This is a genomic window from Coleofasciculus sp. H7-1 (assembly GCF_057473865.1).
This window is the reverse complement of sequence record NZ_JBYCCT010000026.1, coordinates 151,240-166,023: the sequence shown is the minus strand read 5'-3', so window position 1 is coordinate 166,023 and position 14,784 is coordinate 151,240. Positions and strand designations below refer to the sequence as shown.

The window sequence follows — 14,784 nt, the reverse complement described above, 5'->3', positions numbered from 1 at the left end:
TTTATGACAACAATTGAAACGCTGCGTGCGAAGCTACCGTTTCCTCTCAAGCGATTGGCAGACCTGGCATATAACTATTGGTGGAGTTGGACGAGCGATCGCACTTCTCTATTTCAGAACATTAATCCCGATGAATGGCACCGCTGCGGACACAACGCTGTCGCCATCCTGGAATCAGCTTCTTTTGTGCGACTCACCCAGCTCGCTCAAGACCCAGCTTACATCAAACGGGTAAATGCACTTGTTGAGCAATTTGACAAGTACATGAACGAAAAAAATTCTTGGGCGTCTCGCGTCGCGCCGCAAATTTCCCCACAGCGACCTGTCGCCTATTTTTGTGCGGAATTTGGCATCCACGAATCCCTACCTATTTACTCCGGCGGTTTGGGAATTTTAGCCGGAGATCACCTCAAATCCGCCTCCGATTTAGGCGTACCGATGGTCGCTGTAGGGCTTTGTTATCGCCAAGGTTATTTCCGTCAACGCTTGAATCGGGGCGGTTGGCAAGAAGAAAACTACGTTAACAATCCCTTTGACCAGATGCCCCTGGAGTTGCTCAAAAATCCTCTTGGGGAACCCATCACCATTGAGATGGAAATTCGGCAACGGATTGTCAAAGCCCAAATTTGGCTGGCGCGAGTCGGTCGTGTCAATCTTTACCTGCTAGATACCGACCGACACGACAACGATCCCATTGACCGCTGGCTGACAGGGCACCTGTACGGCGGCAACCAAGAAACGCGCATCGCCCAGGAAGTCGTGCTGGGGATTGGCGGCGTTCGGGCGCTGGAAGCACTGGGGATTGCTCCGTCGGTGTGTCATCTAAATGAAGGTCACGCGGCGTTCTGCACTCTGGAGATTGCGCGACAAGAAATTCAGCGTACCGGCAAGTCTTTCTATGACATTGAGGCAGCGGTGCGCGACGCTTGTGTCTTCACCACCCACACTCCCGTTCCCGCAGGTCACGATGTCTTCTCCTCAGACCTGATGGACTCCTACTTCGCCCACTACTGGCCTACATTGGGTCTGTCGCGCGAACAATTCCTCGCCTTGGGGGCACGCCGACTGGGCGACCCTTGGGAACCCTTCGGCATGACCGTCTTAGCTTTGCGGATGTGTCGCACTGCCAACGGCGTCAGCGAACTGCACGGTCAGGTTTCCCGCAAGATGTGGAACATTCTCTATCCCGACCGTAGCGAAGAGAAAGTGCCCATTGGTCACATTACCAATGGCGTCCATGCGCGTACCTGGACAGCACCCCTAATGGGCGACCTGTATTCCCAATACTTGGGTGAAGATTGGTCAACCCGCATGGCTGACAAACAGATGTGGGCAAAGGTGGACGGAATTCCCGATGAGGAAATCTGGTGGCGGCACCAAGTTCTCAAAGAGTGTCTGATTGCTCATACCCGTTCTAAGGTGAAATTGGCAAGGATTAGTCGCGGTGAAGAGCAATTCCGCATTGATGCCGCCGACCAGCTGCTAGACCCCAACGTGCTGACGATTGGATTTGCGCGACGCTTCAGCCCTTACAAGCGGGGTGACTTGCTGCTGCGGGAAGCCGAACGCGCCTTGAGGATATTTGGGAATTCCCAACGACCCGTGCAAATTGTCTTTGCCGGTAAAGCGCACCCCCACGACGAAGAAGGCAAGCGGATTATCCAGCGGTTGATGGAGTGGTGCAAGCACCCCGATATTCTCAACCGAGTTGCCTTAGTTGAAGATTACGACATCTACACGGGTCAACATTTGGTGCAAGGTGTTGATGTCTGGCTGAACAACCCGCGTCGCCCTCTAGAAGCCTCCGGTACAAGTGGGCAAAAAGTCTGCTTCAACGGCGGCATTAATTGCAGTGTCCTCGATGGCTGGTGGTGCGAAGGCTATCAAGAAGGGCAAGATGGCAAGGGAAGCAATGGCTGGGCAATCGGTGAAGATGCCCACACCAGCGACCAGGAGTTGCAAGACCGGATTGATTCGGAATCTCTCTACCAGCTACTAGAAGAGGAAATCGTTCCTCTCTACTATGACCAAGATGAGAATGGAATTCCTCATCGCTGGATTCAGATGATGAAGGCGTCGATTAAGACAAATTCGCCGCTATTCAACACTGACCGGATGATTGCAGACTACGTGACTCAGGTGTACGCGCCGGGAACTTCGGTAGGTACCGAACCGATTCTGGCAAGTGCGCTGGCGTAGGGGTGCGGTGAAAGGAATAAAATGAACCACGAAGGCACGAAGACACTAAGGGAAACACGAACAGGACTTACGCAACTTGCGCGACATCTGAGGGCAACCACAGAGGGATTGAACCGACAAGAACGCTATATGTATAAGCTTTGCGTAAGTCCTGACGAAGTGTTCTTTGTGCCTTTGTGCTTTTGTGGTTCACCTTATCTTTAAAGCTGGAACGAGATGCGTATTTGGCAAGCTGATTTTTATCGGCGTCCTTTGAAAGATGAAAAAGGGCAGGTGTTGTGGGAGTTGTTGATTTGCGATGCCACACGCAGTTTTAGTTATGACGCCTTTTGTCCTCAATCTGAAGCGAATGCTATTTGGCTGATTTCTCAGTTACAGCAAGCAGCGGGTGGAAATCTGCCGAATCTCATCCAAGTTTTTCGTCCCCAGTCGTTGAGTTTGCTTGAAGCTGCTGGGAAACAACTGGGTATTGTAGTGGAACCGACGCGACGCACTCATGCTTTGAAAGAATATTTACAAGAGCGCTTAAAACAATACCCCAGTTTAGATAATTACACTTACACTGGTGAACCTTTCTCGCCTCTGGACAAACCGCCGCCAGTACCGTTACCAGAAAACCTTTGGGGGGAACAATGGCGATTTGCTAAACTTCCTGCGGGAGATTTAGTAGCAGCTTTTGCAGAACGCCCGATTCCGATTCTGGAGATGCCAGAATTTCTCTTGCCGATTAATCTGGGGTTAGCGTCAACAATTCCAGTTCCCGGTGTGGTAATTTACGGTGGGCGGCAATCGATGCGTTTGGCGCGTTGGCTACAAGAAGCGCGTCCCGTGTCTCTCAATTATATTGCGGGTGCCCCCGATGGGTTGGTATTAGAAGCTGGATTGGTTGACCGCTGGATTGTTGCTACTTTTGAGGATAAAGAAGTTAGGGCAGCAGCTCAAGCTTATCAACAGCGCCAGCAGCAGAGTCGGGGATTGCACTTTTTGCTGGTGCAACCGGATGAGTCGGGGATGACTTATAGCGGGTTTTGGCTGTTGGGAGGAGAGGATTGAGGTTGTCCCTATACCAAAATATAGATTAAAGGCTGATTGATGCGATCGCGCTTTGCACCCGGTACGCTCAACCCACGTTGAAAATGCAACAGCGGTAGCACTTCGTTATATTTTATCTCAATTAAGCACTACCGTAATCCTGCTAACGAGTGATTAAATCGTATGTTTTCTATCACAACTTACCTGTGGCATCAATCAATGTCTACCACAGAATCTTAGTGAGATAATAAAGGTGTGAGGAAGAAAACGAAACAACCTTTTTAATAAAGGGGGAGTATTATGATCAAACTATTAGCGACTCTAACCTTACTCGCTCCATTATTTTTAACCAGCCCAGTGAAAGCGGAGAATCCCCTTCACCTAAAACAGCTATTGTCAACGGGGGAATGTGTTCGGTGCGATTTATCAGGAGCCGATCTCAGTGGCGCACATTTGATTGGTGCTGACTTGAGAGAAGCCAATTTGCAAGGAGCTAACCTGACGAATGCGAACCTCGAAGGCGCTGACTTGACGAATGCAAACTTAACAGCAGCTAATTTAACGTCAGCTTTTGTAACGAATACCAATTTTCAGCAAGCAAATCTTAACGAAGTAAACTTGACTCGCGCTAAGATTTATGACGCTAACGTGTATGGGGCATCAATGAATGAGCTTAACATTACTGATGCCGAAATATTTAACACCGGAATCGGTATTGGTGGGGAAGATGCCGATATTCCCCGTTGGGACTAGATGGCGCTAATTAGCGATTAGCATTCTACGGATAATTGGGGAAGTCAAATAATATTTAAAACGAGCGGCTTCCCTATTTCCGCCATCTATCAAATTGATCTTCTGAGCATCCATTGATATAAGTATTGAGTACCCAACCCTTCAGAGGTTTAACCACCTCCGGAGTCACTCCAGGTTGTGATGTTACTCTTCCAGAGATTTGAACCCAGTTACCTTGTCTTCGCACCGCCCGAACAATATCGCCTCTATTGAGTTTAGCGATCGCTTGCGATTTAGTGCTGGGAATTTTTCTGATATTGACATTATTCCCATTAATAAATGAACAGATATTCGTGTTTTGTGCAAGCCTCGATTGAGCCTGTAAAGTTGGCGTGGCTGCATTCGCATTTGTCTGGGCGATTAGCTGCAAGCTAGTGGTATAGAAACATAGCAGTGCGATCGCTGTGAGAGAGTTTCTCGAATTGCTCATGTTTATTGATAAGTGCGTCTGCACTGATGTAAATTTAGTCTTACTTTAACCGACTAGATTTCAACTAAGAGATTTTGTGATATTTATTTAAACTTTTAAAATGCTGAAGCGTTCTTAATTAATCCACTACTCTCAACAATTCCTGTTTCAGTGCATCAAACACCCGATTAATTAGCAGGTGTTCTGCTTCACTCAGGGCTTCCTGCGATAGGAATGTTGACATCAATAGACGTTGATCGGTACGAGTAATTTGGCGAAAGACAAAGATTCGCTCAACGATTTGTTTGACTGAGACTGCGGGTAAACTAGCTGAAGCTGGCATCGTTCTTTAGCAACTTTATGCAATAATGCTGCGAATCCCGCTCAAGGAGATTCTGGGGATATGACAGATGTTGCAATATTTCTTTACAAACCTAAGCGATCGCCATCATAGAGAAAATGTAACAATTTCTTTATATTTTAGTGATTCTCATCATTGACAAATCAGGTCGGCTATTAAAACACTCCCTAATTTCCCGTAAAATAACTTGGCGTTGTAGCAAGAAGGCAAAAAAATGACTCAGGCTCGGATTGGGATTATCGGTGGCAGCGGTCTCTACAAGATGGAGGCGCTCAAAGATGTGGAAGAGGTGCAAATCTCCACGCCTTTTGGCTTCCCTTCTGATGCCTTGATATTGGGAACTTTGGAAGGAACGCGGGTGGCTTTCCTGGCACGTCACGGTCGCAATCACACGCTGTTGCCTTCTGAATTGCCGTTTCGAGCGAATATCTATGCCATGAAGCAGCTAGGCGTCGAGTATCTGATCTCTGCGTCTGCGGTGGGTTCTCTCAAGGAAGAAGCGAAACCTTTAGATATGGTAGTGCCGGATCAATTTATTGACCGCACCAAGAATCGAGTTTCTACCTTTTTTGGGGAAGGGATTGTGGCTCATATTGCATTTGCCGATCCCGTGTGTAATAAATTGGCTGGAGTTGTGGCAGATGCGATCGCATCTTTAAACTTACCCGATGTCACTCTCCATCGCGGTGGCACTTATATTTGTATGGAAGGGCCAGCATTTTCTACGAAAGCTGAATCAAATCTTTACCGCAGTTGGGGTGCCACAATCATTGGCATGACTAATTTACCAGAGGCGAAGTTAGCCAGAGAAGCAGAAATTGCTTATGCAACGTTAGCGTTAGTGACAGATTACGATTGTTGGCACTCAGATCACGATAGCGTGACGGTAGAAATGGTGATTGCTAATCTACAACGTAATGCAGTGAATGCCCAAAAGGTAATTCAAGAAACGGTGCGAAGATTGAGCGAAAATCCACCGCCATCTGATGCTCATTCAGCTTTAAAATATGCAATTCTCACGCGACTGGATAACGTTCCAGCAGCAACGAAGGAGAAAATGGGGTTGCTGTTGAAGAAGTATTTGTAGTCACGCCAAGACACCGTAGAGACGAATAAAGTGAAAAACACCAAAGTTCGCGTAGGGAATGGTTAAAGAAGGAAACCCAACAAAATATAAGCATTTGTTGGGTTTCCTTCCTCAACCCAACCTACAATTATTTTTAACCGAACCGTATTGGTACTTTAAGGTTCTATTTATGATAATTAATGATAAATAATTAAGGCGCTTCAAAGCCCTCGCGCCTGGAGGAACAGCGTGTCTTTTTATAAAATTTAATGCTTAATCAACAAACCTATAAATAGCGCTTCGAGGAAGCTATTCGTCTAGTATTTTTTTAAATATTTCTTCTCCTCGAATGGCGCTAAAAGCTTCATCGGTTTTGGCGATTTCTTTATACCTAGGCTCAATATCAATTGCCCATTGTAGGTTTCCTACTGCTAGATTGAGGCGGTATTGCATTGCATAGCAGCGAGCATTGTTATACCGAGCTTCCGAAAAGTTTGGTTCAATCTTAACAGCTAAGTTGTAAGATTGATTTGCCTCTAAATACCGACCTTCAGAGAAGCAAGAATTTCCTAAAATTAAGTAATCGTTGGCGTTCAAATCAAGATTTAGATTGGCAGATTCGGTTTGTGTCACCCTTTGCTCAGACTCTGCATTGTTTGTTTGGGCTACAGACTCCGATTGAGTATCAGAAACCAGCTCGGAATTTTGATAAGAATGCTCAAAGTTAGAGGTTTCGATTTCTCTATGTATAACGGTCGGAGTTTTAACAGCTTGTGCGTACCTGAGTTGGGCAATTTCTTGTTGTACACTTTCTTTCTGTTCTTTCAGGTCTTCTAATATAGTCTGAGATTGGGTTAAAATTGTATTTAATTGACTTAAACTATCGGTTGGAAAAGGCTTGATTTTTTGCGGCAAAGCAGATTGTTCTAATTTTAAATTAGCATTGACTGTCTCTTCTATTTGCCTAGTAAATTTTTCTTGTAGCTGCGCTAATTCCTTTTGAGCATCTGAAATTATCTGCTCGATCATACTGCGACGAAGTAGAACAATACTAACAGCGATCGCAATCGGAAACAGCGTCAGAACAAGTAACAAAGTATTGAGCAGCGTGGTGGTGCGGCTAAAGGCGCGGTCAACTTCAGCTTGGACGCGATCGCGTATTTCTTGATCTTGCCGCAGTCGTTCCAGTTCCTCGCGTTCTTGATTCGACAGGGTTGGAGGTGAATTAGGCTGGGGTTGGGCAGTGGTAGCAACGGCAGATAGTAGCAGGGAAGAAAGCGCAAGTGCAGGAAGCGCACGCTTGGCGAACGCAACCAGATTCGGAATTTTCATTTTTCATCCTGTTAGCTTTAATCTTAGTATTCCCAATCCGTGCCAAAACTATCAGCCGATGTGCGTTTAAATTGCATATTAGTCGCAGAGGTTTGGTAATGGGTAAAAAGTTTTAAGTTATGTCCCTTGGCTTCGCTCAAGGACAGGTTTTTGAATTTTGAATTAAAGAACGCTCTTCTCACTCAAAACTCAGACGCAATAAATCGCATCTCTACAACTCAGGACTTACGCAACATCACCACATCTGAGAACAACCACAGGGGGATTGCCCCTACAAAACGCTGTATGTATAAGCTTTGCGTAAGTCCTGAACTCATAACTCTCATTCCCCATTACCAGTCCCAACCAATCTGCACATCTGAAATGTAAAGGTAGCGCAATAACTTTTAAACCACCTGATAAATAAAGCTGAGCGTTGCCCAGCTTTTCACATCTAAAGCGTAGGAGTCAGAAGAGATACCAATCGTTTCGACAGGAACCGAAGCAATCGCTTCCCCCTCCACTTCATGCCGCTTCGCTAACGTACTCGCCTGATGCAAATCTTGCAGCACCGCCTGCGCCACAGTCAGCGGCTTAAACAACTCGCCCACTCCCTCTCCCTTAGACCCGCGAACCGATGCCACAGTTGCCATCTGGGTAAAGGGTGCCCAGGAGCAAATTAGAAGGGTTTCTTCCAACCCAGAAGGGCCGTGAATCGTCAATTCAAAAGAGGCAGAAGGTTGTGGCACAACGAGGGTAGCACCCGCCTCGACGACCACATCTTTGACCATTGGTTTCGCGTCCGGACTGTCCTTAACTTCGGGAAATTGCAGCGGATAGAGAGCAACGCCAGAGCCGCTGCTATCAACGCCGATGAGCATCAAATAGATCGGGCGATCGCTGTAATTTTGAACTCGGTACTGGATGCGGCTACCGATGGGAATGGTGGGGATGCCTCCCTCGGAAGCAATTTTTGAGTTGTAGAGGCGCGAGTCATCGCGTCTGGGGTTTGAATCAACAACTGCGTCCCCCGTCCGCCGCAGCGTTTCGCGTTTCAGAAACACCTTTTGGGCGGGATAAATCATCTCCAACGTTGCCCCGACTCCCAAGCGGGAAGACCCTTCATTGACCGTCAGACGCAATAACTTTGCTGTCAGCAACGTCCTTAGTTTGGGCACTAACCGATTCACAGCCGCCTTCACCGCCTCACCCGATTCCCCAACGGTGTTGGGTATCAAGTCCCGACCGAGAGAAAACAGCCCATATCTCCCTAAATAATTGGGCGTCTGCACCTTGCCAAACAAATAATCGGCGGGTTGCTCTCCTGCCGTCACCACGGATGATACAGAGCGAACGCTGGCAAAAGCACTGGTGGCATCCACCCGTTCAATGCGCTCCAGTCCGGCGTCTAAGGCAATCGTCAAGCCAATATTTTTTGGTAACACCCGGACGGATTCTTGAACCAGTTGCCCCACTTGGAGGTTGGAAGTGTCTGCGGTGCCAACAAGTCGCGCCTTGGCGGTCAGACCCTCCTTAGAACGAATTTGTAGTTGCAGTTGAGCAGGAACTGATGAAACTTCACCAGTCGCGTTGCTGTCTGGAGTCTGAGCTTCAGACATCGGTAGGGAAGCACTCAGCAGAGAATTCGCTCCGTAGTATTCCAAAACGGGTGCAGGTAATCCTGCCAGCCACAAATGTACCGTTTTGCCGCTGTCTTCCACCGCCGTAACGACGCCATCTGCACCGATGCTGATTTCAGGCTGATAGGGTAGCAAGGAAGGCTGGTTACTTTTTTGACCGCTCAACTGGGGTTGTTGTTCTTTTCCCACCAGCTGCTCGACTACCCCAGCCACTCGACTGAAACTGACTTGAAGTGTAGTGGGAGGAGTCGCCTGCCAGAGATGTTGAGTCAGGGCATAGGTGAACAATCCAGCGCTGAAACCGCCCCAAGGAGCTTCTGTCGCCAGTTGACTGGGGCCAGCCGCTGCCAGAACGATTCCAGGCATTTGACCGGGTTTGTGCTGCTTATGGAGCTGTTCTCGCGAAGACTTGAGACGCAGCAGGAGTTGTTCCTGAAAAGCGAGTTCCTCGTCGCTCGCTTGCTCTGCTAGCGATTGTAGGGCAGAACGAATCCGCAAGTTGCCTTGGAGGACAGTATCGGCGTCAGTGTAGCTGGTATCCAGTACCGTTGTGACTTGGTCTGTGGGAAGCGATCGCAACAGCAACAGCAGTGTCTCTTCCAACAAATCATTCGCGGGTGCCCCCTTCGTCAGCAGCACCCCATCCACCGGCACCAAACTATTCTGAGTGTTGAAGAGTGTAGGCGCTAGCTGCTTTGCAGCCGCAACGCTTTCGCCTTCCCGAAGGATGGACTGAGGACTGAGCAAGGATTCATCAGCACCAAACTCAGTCCTCAGTCCTTTCTCCTCAGTCCTGATTCTGACGCGGCTACCGCAGCCGCTGAAGTGGAACAAGACAACATCCCCCGCCGCCGCCTGCCCTGTGAGATGCTCCAGAAAAGCAGTTTCAATATTCTGCCGCGTGGCTTGGCTATCCGTCAGCGTCAAAATATCGCTAGGGTGAAAACCAAAGCGATGAATCAAAAGTTCCCGTTGCAGTTCCACATCTGTAACACAACCTTGTAGAGACGGGAGCGATCGCGTCTGTGTCCCACGGGGGTACTGATTAATTCCTACAAGTAGCGCCAACTTCCGCCCACTCGGTTGTGCCAGCGCCTGATAATAGCGATCCAGCAAAGGCACCGCAAAGCTTTTATCTCCCAGTAGAGATAGCACCGTTTCGCTCACGCCCAGCGCTGCCAGCACCAACCCTGCCCGTTGCAGAAAACTCCGCCGCTTCAATCCCATATCAGCCATTAGCCATTAGCTATTACTCGATCAGCCTATCAGGGGCTAGGGTTTAGAAAATAGAAAGAATGGCAAATTTTCAAATTTAAGTAGCCTCCAATCTTAAATTTCAAATTTGAAACTGGCAATCTTAAATTTGCTTGCTTCCTCTGGTACCTGCATCGCCCTTACCAATTCTGCCGCGACTTCTGGGCGAGAAAACTCTGGTGGTGGCAATTCACCCCGACGCAGCATTTCTCGCACCTTCGTCCCCGATAGATGAATACGTTCTGCTGGACTGCTGGGACTGGTCTTTGTCGTCGCCATTGTCTGTGTGCGCGTGCAATAGAAGGCGTGTTCAAACTTCATCGGCGTGATGCCCAATTCACCCAGCTCAAACTCATCGAAAATATGCTGAGCATCGTAAGTTCCATAGTAATCGCCGACACCTGCATGATCCCGCCCAACGATGAAGTGAGTACAGCCGTAATTCTTGCGAAGCAGGGCATGGAAAATTGCTTCCCTTGGTCCCGCGTAGCGCATAGCAGATGGATTAATTGCCAAAATTACCCGGTCTTGGGGGTAGTAGTATTCCAGCATAATCTCGTAGCAGCGCATCCGAATCTCTGCCGAGATATCATCATCTTTGGTGACTCCCACTAAGGGATGCAGGAACAAGCCATCTACGGTTTCTAAAGCGCACTTCTGGATATATTCATGCGCCCTATGGATGGGGTTTCGCGTCTGGAAGCCGACAATCGTTTTCCATCCCCTTTCTTTGAACATGGCGCGAGATTGAGCAGGATCAATCTGGTATTTAGGAAAGAAAGGATGAGAGTCGCGTTGCAACAGCCAAACTGAACCCGCGAGATTTATTTCTCCTTGCTTGTAGACAACCTTAACGCCTGGGTGCTTTTCATCCTCGGTACGATAAACATTCACCGCCTCGCGGGTTTTGTCGTAGCGATACTTTTGTGTGAGTTCCATAACCCCCACAAATCTACCTGTCGGGTCATCCAGGCGCACCAAAGTGCCTTCTCTTAGATTCGCCGCAACCGACTCATCCACCGATAGCGTGACGGGAATTGCCCACGGTAGCCCATTGGCAAGCCGCATTTCAGTAACTACGCGATCGTAGTCTGCTTGTTCCATAAAGCCAGTCAATGGGCTAAATCCACCAATAGCAATCAGTTCTAAATCCGATGTCGCCCGTTCGTCGAGTTGCACTCTAGGCAAGTAGTCGGCTTTATCGAGAAATTCTTGTCGTTGTTCTGGTGTAGCGATGCGATTAATTAGCTGACCGCCGTGAGGTGCTAGACTCATATCGATTTTAAATGTGTTAGCTGCAAAAATTTATCGTACCAATATATAGAACCGAGAGATAAGAAACCTAACCCCCCAGCCCCCTTCCCTAGTAGGGAAGGGGGAGCCGGAGTTTCTTCCAGCTACAAATATTTTTCTTGTCCCCTCTCCTTTTAGGAGAGGGTTAGGGAGAGGTTCTTCAAGTTTGCACTAAAAACTCCTCTGGAGCGAGTCCCCAATTTACCCAGCAAATAGCTTCACGCGCTGAATTAATATCCGGTGGCACTCGCAAGGCGTGAATGAATCCGGTGCTGGGACAAGTCATTTTTAATAAATAAATTGGCTCGATATCCACATCATTATCAATTCTTAATAGAGTGTATTCCTGCCAAGTATCCAATTCTTCAGCTTGTAATTCTTGGCAGATTCGGGCGTAGCCAATTCCTTGAATTAATACTCGCCTCAGTTCAGCGTTATTTTCTTCTAAAAGCCATTGTGCGTGCCACTGGTTCGGATGCACTTGACCATATTTTTCAGGTAAGGTTACACCGTGATAGGAATACAGACTATATCCATCAGCAAATTGAATGGCGGGACTTTCTGCGTGTAGGCGTTGTTGGTTGTCGAAGGAGAGGACGCGAGGGCGATCGCTTACCAAGCAAATCTTTTCAAAAGGGAAAATCCAGCCACACTCTTTAGCAAGAGACTGAAACAAATACCATGTTTTTTGATCGCAATCGCAATTTAAGGCGGAAAAACAAAAATCATATACACCGTTATTACAAGACAAGTTATCGTGTCGAATGTAGTGATTTTCTTCAAATTCAAGTTCCAGTTCAAGTTACAGTTGACTCTCCAGTTGTATCTCCAGTTGACTCTCCCGTCGGTTCCACAGTTGCCAGAACAGGTTGCTTTTCAAGTTGCTATTTAGTTGGCTCTCTAATTGACGGGTCAGTTGAGTTTCGAGCTTGCCCCTAAGTATGTCCACCAGTTGTCTTGCTGGGTCTTCAGGAATATACAATTCCATCCACAAATCTCGGTTATCCCAGTCATTGCCCAGTTCCTTCCTAAGTCTTATCAAAGTATCTATCAAAGCTGTTTTTGGGCTATCAAAAAAAATAATCTCAGGCGGCTTTTCGCCAATCCATGTGTAAGCTGCTTTTATGGCTTCTGTTGCTTTTTGACGGTCAATTGGTTCAGTGCAAAGTGCGATTCGCCTCCACTTCTGCCGATAAACCGGAATCAGGGCTTCTTGCTCAGAGGTAAGTTGACTAATCATTATCTACAAATTAATAGAAATACTAATAGTTATTATGCTATTGTTTTTATATATTCTAAAAATAGAACCTATGACTTTAACTGGACAAAAACAAGATCGCTCCATCACTGTATCAGTTACACCTGAACTGGAGCAGTTTGTTAGCGAGTTACTTGAGAGCGGCAAATTCTCATCTGCTAGTGAGGTTGTTTGTGAGGGGCTGCGATCGCTACAAGACCGATACATTGTATATCAAGCTAGATTGGCTGAACTTCAAAAGGAAATTACTATTGGTATTGAAGCTTCTGAAGGAGGGGAAGTGGTTGATGGAGCCACAGCAATTCAAGAACTCCGGGATAAAATTCGCCAACGCTCCTCTAACGGCGACCAATGAGTAAATTTTACATTCTTACTGCTCCAGCTAAACAAGATATTGATAACATTATCTCTTTCCTTTTTTCCAGAAACCCTGGTGCAGCAGAGGGTTTTTTAGACCAAATTGAGGAGAAATTTCAAAATATTGCTAACTTCCCTAACATGGGTCGCCGAAGAGATGACCTCAATCCTCCACTGCGAAGTTTTCCAATAGATAACTACCTGATTTTCTATCGTCCAATTGAAAACGGTATTGAAGTAGTTCGGGTGATTAGTGGCTATCGGGATATTGATACTGTTTTCTCAAGAAATGAGGACAACTAAAAAGAGGCAAAAATTTTTACTTTTGCCTCTAAAAAAGTTGCTTGTTTACTGTTTACTCAAACCTTTCGATAATGCCACCGCCGAGTACAATGTCCCCATCGTACAAAACCGCAGCTTGTCCAGGGGTAATCCCGAACTGGGGTTCATCGAAGACAAGCTTGATTCGCGAATCTTCCAGGGGAATTACGCTGACTGGGACTGCCTTTGAGCGATAGCGGACTTGCACTTCGGCGCGGATGGGACTGGTGGGTTCGGGAATTGAAACCCAGTTTAACCGCGCGGCGGTGCATTCAGGCTTGTGTGTGCTAGCGCGATCGCCCACAATCACTCGATTCCGAACTGCATCCAGCGCCACTACATACAGCGGTTCCGCCGCCGCAACACCAATTCCCTTCCGTTGCCCAATTGTGTAGTGATGGATACCCGTATGTTGACCCAACACTTTGCCAGACTGGTCAACAATCTCACCCGTTTGCTGAGGAATGTACTTATCTAGAAACGTCTGCATGGAACCGTGGGATTCCACCAAACACAAATCCATACTTTCCGGCTTATCAGCGGTTTTTAAGCCGAATTCTGCGGCGATGCGCCGAGTTTCTGTCTTGTGCAGTTCTCCCAACGGAAACATCGATCCAGCTAGCATTTCTTGTGTCAAATCGTACAAAAAGTACGACTGATCCTTAGATAAATCTACAGCCCGCCGCAGCTGATAACGTCCCGTTTCTGCGTCATACCCGATCCGCGCATAATGACCCGTGGCAATTTTATCAATACCCAACTCTTCAGAGGCATAGCGCAGCATCGGGCCAAATTTCACCGCCTTATTGCACTGAGAACAAGGCAACGGAGTAATCCCCGATTCGTATCCCGCAACCAGGTAATCGACAATATTTGCCTGAAAAACATCCCGACTATCAACAATGTGATGAGGAATGCTCAACTGTTCGCAAAGAGAAGCCGCATCGACCATTCCCTCAGAACAGCATTGACCTTTACCCTTCATTAGCCAGAGGGTAAGACCAACAACTTCATATCCTTGATGATGGAGGGTGGCGGCTGCGACGGAACTATCAACTCCACCGGAGAGGCCGACGACGACTTTATTCATAGAACGAAAAAGTGAATTACTGAATTATCAGTTTTTTCTTTTCTAGACTAACACTTTGATAATCGTCATTAGTCTAAAGTCATTAGTCTTTTGTCTGTAGGCGTTATCAGGTTAGAACGTTCCAACCTGACAACATTCCAACGTTTCAATCACTAATGATGAAGGACTAATGACTAATTATGCTAGATTGACTACAAATTTTGTCCGCACAATTCCTGGAAGATCGCCGAGGAGAGCTGATTTTAAATGAGGAGCAATCAGCAGCGTTTACTCACTCATGGCAACAGAAAAAGAAAAACCTGTTGGCTGTTATCCCTTACCTCGTGCTGGTTCTGGGGTGGATATTTGCTGATTCCACACCCGATCCCAGCAGCAGCCAGACCTCTCCCTACACCACCTGA

Annotated in this window: 13 protein-coding genes and 1 pseudogene; 7 read left to right on the top strand and 7 right to left on the bottom strand. The window is 47.3% G+C overall.

The features are described from left to right. The first annotated feature begins 3 nt into the window (after positions 1-3). From glgP to AC2VDX_RS07610, 3 genes are all read left to right on the top strand, one after another. Positions 4-2,199, top strand: coding sequence for an alpha-glucan family phosphorylase (glgP, locus tag AC2VDX_RS07620; protein WP_378177535.1), 2,196 nt, complete (start codon positions 4-6; stop codon positions 2,197-2,199). A 216-nt stretch (positions 2,200-2,415) separates the two neighbouring features. Next, the gene (locus tag AC2VDX_RS07615) at positions 2,416-3,252 is read left to right on the top strand and encodes a Tab2/Atab2 family RNA-binding protein (protein ID WP_378177538.1); all 837 of its coding nucleotides are present in this window, start codon (positions 2,416-2,418) and stop codon (positions 3,250-3,252) included. Positions 3,253-3,528: 276 nt separating this feature from the next. Further along, positions 3,529-3,984, top strand: a complete 456-nt coding sequence (locus AC2VDX_RS07610; RefSeq protein WP_378177973.1) for a pentapeptide repeat-containing protein — start codon at positions 3,529-3,531, stop codon at positions 3,982-3,984. 73 nt (positions 3,985-4,057) lie between these two features. On the opposite strand, the gene AC2VDX_RS07605 is transcribed toward AC2VDX_RS07610, so the two are convergent. Together AC2VDX_RS07605 and AC2VDX_RS07600 are read right to left on the bottom strand one after the other, a co-directional pair. Next, positions 4,058-4,453 (bottom strand): SH3 domain-containing protein, encoded by a 396-nt coding sequence (locus tag AC2VDX_RS07605; protein ID WP_378177540.1) that lies wholly within the window; start codon positions 4,451-4,453, stop codon positions 4,058-4,060. Between the two features lie 118 nt (positions 4,454-4,571). Continuing rightward, on the bottom strand, positions 4,572-4,775 hold the full coding sequence (locus AC2VDX_RS07600) for a hypothetical protein (protein WP_378177544.1): 204 nt from the start codon (positions 4,773-4,775) through the stop codon (positions 4,572-4,574). A 232-nt stretch (positions 4,776-5,007) separates the two neighbouring features. Here AC2VDX_RS07600 and AC2VDX_RS07595 point away from each other — a divergent pair, with 232 nt between their 5' ends. Further along, complete coding sequence (locus AC2VDX_RS07595) at positions 5,008-5,880, top strand: S-methyl-5'-thioadenosine phosphorylase (RefSeq protein WP_378177547.1); 873 nt, start codon at positions 5,008-5,010, stop codon at positions 5,878-5,880. 288 nt (positions 5,881-6,168) lie between these two features. On the opposite strand, the gene AC2VDX_RS07590 is transcribed toward AC2VDX_RS07595, so the two are convergent. From AC2VDX_RS07590 to AC2VDX_RS07575, 4 genes and pseudogenes are all read right to left on the bottom strand, one after another. After that, on the bottom strand, positions 6,169-7,191 hold the full coding sequence (locus AC2VDX_RS07590) for a TPR end-of-group domain-containing protein (protein ID WP_378177550.1): 1,023 nt from the start codon (positions 7,189-7,191) through the stop codon (positions 6,169-6,171). 386 nt (positions 7,192-7,577) lie between these two features. Next, the gene (locus AC2VDX_RS07585; RefSeq protein WP_378177977.1) at positions 7,578-10,037 is read right to left on the bottom strand and encodes a caspase family protein; all 2,460 of its coding nucleotides are present in this window, start codon (positions 10,035-10,037) and stop codon (positions 7,578-7,580) included. 102 nt (positions 10,038-10,139) lie between these two features. Continuing rightward, positions 10,140-11,339 (bottom strand): sulfate adenylyltransferase, encoded by a 1,200-nt coding sequence (sat, locus tag AC2VDX_RS07580; RefSeq protein WP_378177553.1) that lies wholly within the window; start codon positions 11,337-11,339, stop codon positions 10,140-10,142. A 178-nt stretch (positions 11,340-11,517) separates the two neighbouring features. After that, positions 11,518-12,597: pseudogene (locus AC2VDX_RS07575) on the bottom strand (DUF6745 domain-containing protein). 70 nt (positions 12,598-12,667) lie between these two features. On the opposite strand from AC2VDX_RS07575, the gene AC2VDX_RS07570 reads away from it, so the two are divergent. Both AC2VDX_RS07570 and AC2VDX_RS07565 read left to right on the top strand, forming a co-directional pair. Continuing rightward, positions 12,668-12,970, top strand: coding sequence for a type II toxin-antitoxin system ParD family antitoxin (locus tag AC2VDX_RS07570; protein WP_378177556.1), 303 nt, complete (start codon positions 12,668-12,670; stop codon positions 12,968-12,970). Continuing rightward, complete coding sequence (locus AC2VDX_RS07565; protein ID WP_378177559.1) at positions 12,967-13,275, top strand: type II toxin-antitoxin system RelE/ParE family toxin; 309 nt, start codon at positions 12,967-12,969, stop codon at positions 13,273-13,275. The genes AC2VDX_RS07570 and AC2VDX_RS07565 overlap by 4 nt, the downstream gene beginning before the upstream one ends. Before the next feature lie 52 nt (positions 13,276-13,327). Here the strand turns inward: AC2VDX_RS07565 and mnmA are convergent, their stop codons facing one another. Then, positions 13,328-14,383 (bottom strand): tRNA 2-thiouridine(34) synthase MnmA, encoded by a 1,056-nt coding sequence (gene mnmA, locus AC2VDX_RS07560; RefSeq protein ID WP_378177562.1) that lies wholly within the window; start codon positions 14,381-14,383, stop codon positions 13,328-13,330. 200 nt (positions 14,384-14,583) lie between these two features. Here mnmA and AC2VDX_RS07555 point away from each other — a divergent pair, with 200 nt between their 5' ends. Then, on the top strand, positions 14,584-14,784 hold the full coding sequence (locus AC2VDX_RS07555; RefSeq protein WP_378177565.1) for a hypothetical protein: 201 nt from the start codon (positions 14,584-14,586) through the stop codon (positions 14,782-14,784).

What these genes read in the sequence shown, in the direction of transcription:
- glgP (WP_378177535.1), top strand. Translation starts at nt 4, where the DNA reads ATGACAACAATTGAAACGCTGCGTGCGAAGCTACCGTTTCCTCTCAAG.
- AC2VDX_RS07615 (WP_378177538.1), top strand. Translation starts at nt 2,416, where the DNA reads ATGCGTATTTGGCAAGCTGATTTTTATCGGCGTCCTTTGAAAGATGAA.
- AC2VDX_RS07605 (WP_378177540.1), bottom strand. Translation starts at nt 4,453, where the DNA reads ATGAGCAATTCGAGAAACTCTCTCACAGCGATCGCACTGCTATGTTTC.
- AC2VDX_RS07600 (WP_378177544.1), bottom strand. Translation starts at nt 4,775, where the DNA reads ATGCCAGCTTCAGCTAGTTTACCCGCAGTCTCAGTCAAACAAATCGTT.
- AC2VDX_RS07595 (WP_378177547.1), top strand. Translation starts at nt 5,008, where the DNA reads ATGACTCAGGCTCGGATTGGGATTATCGGTGGCAGCGGTCTCTACAAG.
- AC2VDX_RS07590 (WP_378177550.1), bottom strand. Translation starts at nt 7,191, where the DNA reads ATGAAAATTCCGAATCTGGTTGCGTTCGCCAAGCGTGCGCTTCCTGCA.
- AC2VDX_RS07585 (WP_378177977.1), bottom strand. Translation starts at nt 10,037, where the DNA reads ATGGGATTGAAGCGGCGGAGTTTTCTGCAACGGGCAGGGTTGGTGCTG.
- sat (WP_378177553.1), bottom strand. Translation starts at nt 11,339, where the DNA reads ATGAGTCTAGCACCTCACGGCGGTCAGCTAATTAATCGCATCGCTACA.
- AC2VDX_RS07570 (WP_378177556.1), top strand. Translation starts at nt 12,668, where the DNA reads ATGACTTTAACTGGACAAAAACAAGATCGCTCCATCACTGTATCAGTT.
- AC2VDX_RS07565 (WP_378177559.1), top strand. Translation starts at nt 12,967, where the DNA reads ATGAGTAAATTTTACATTCTTACTGCTCCAGCTAAACAAGATATTGAT.
- mnmA (WP_378177562.1), bottom strand. Translation starts at nt 14,383, where the DNA reads ATGAATAAAGTCGTCGTCGGCCTCTCCGGTGGAGTTGATAGTTCCGTC.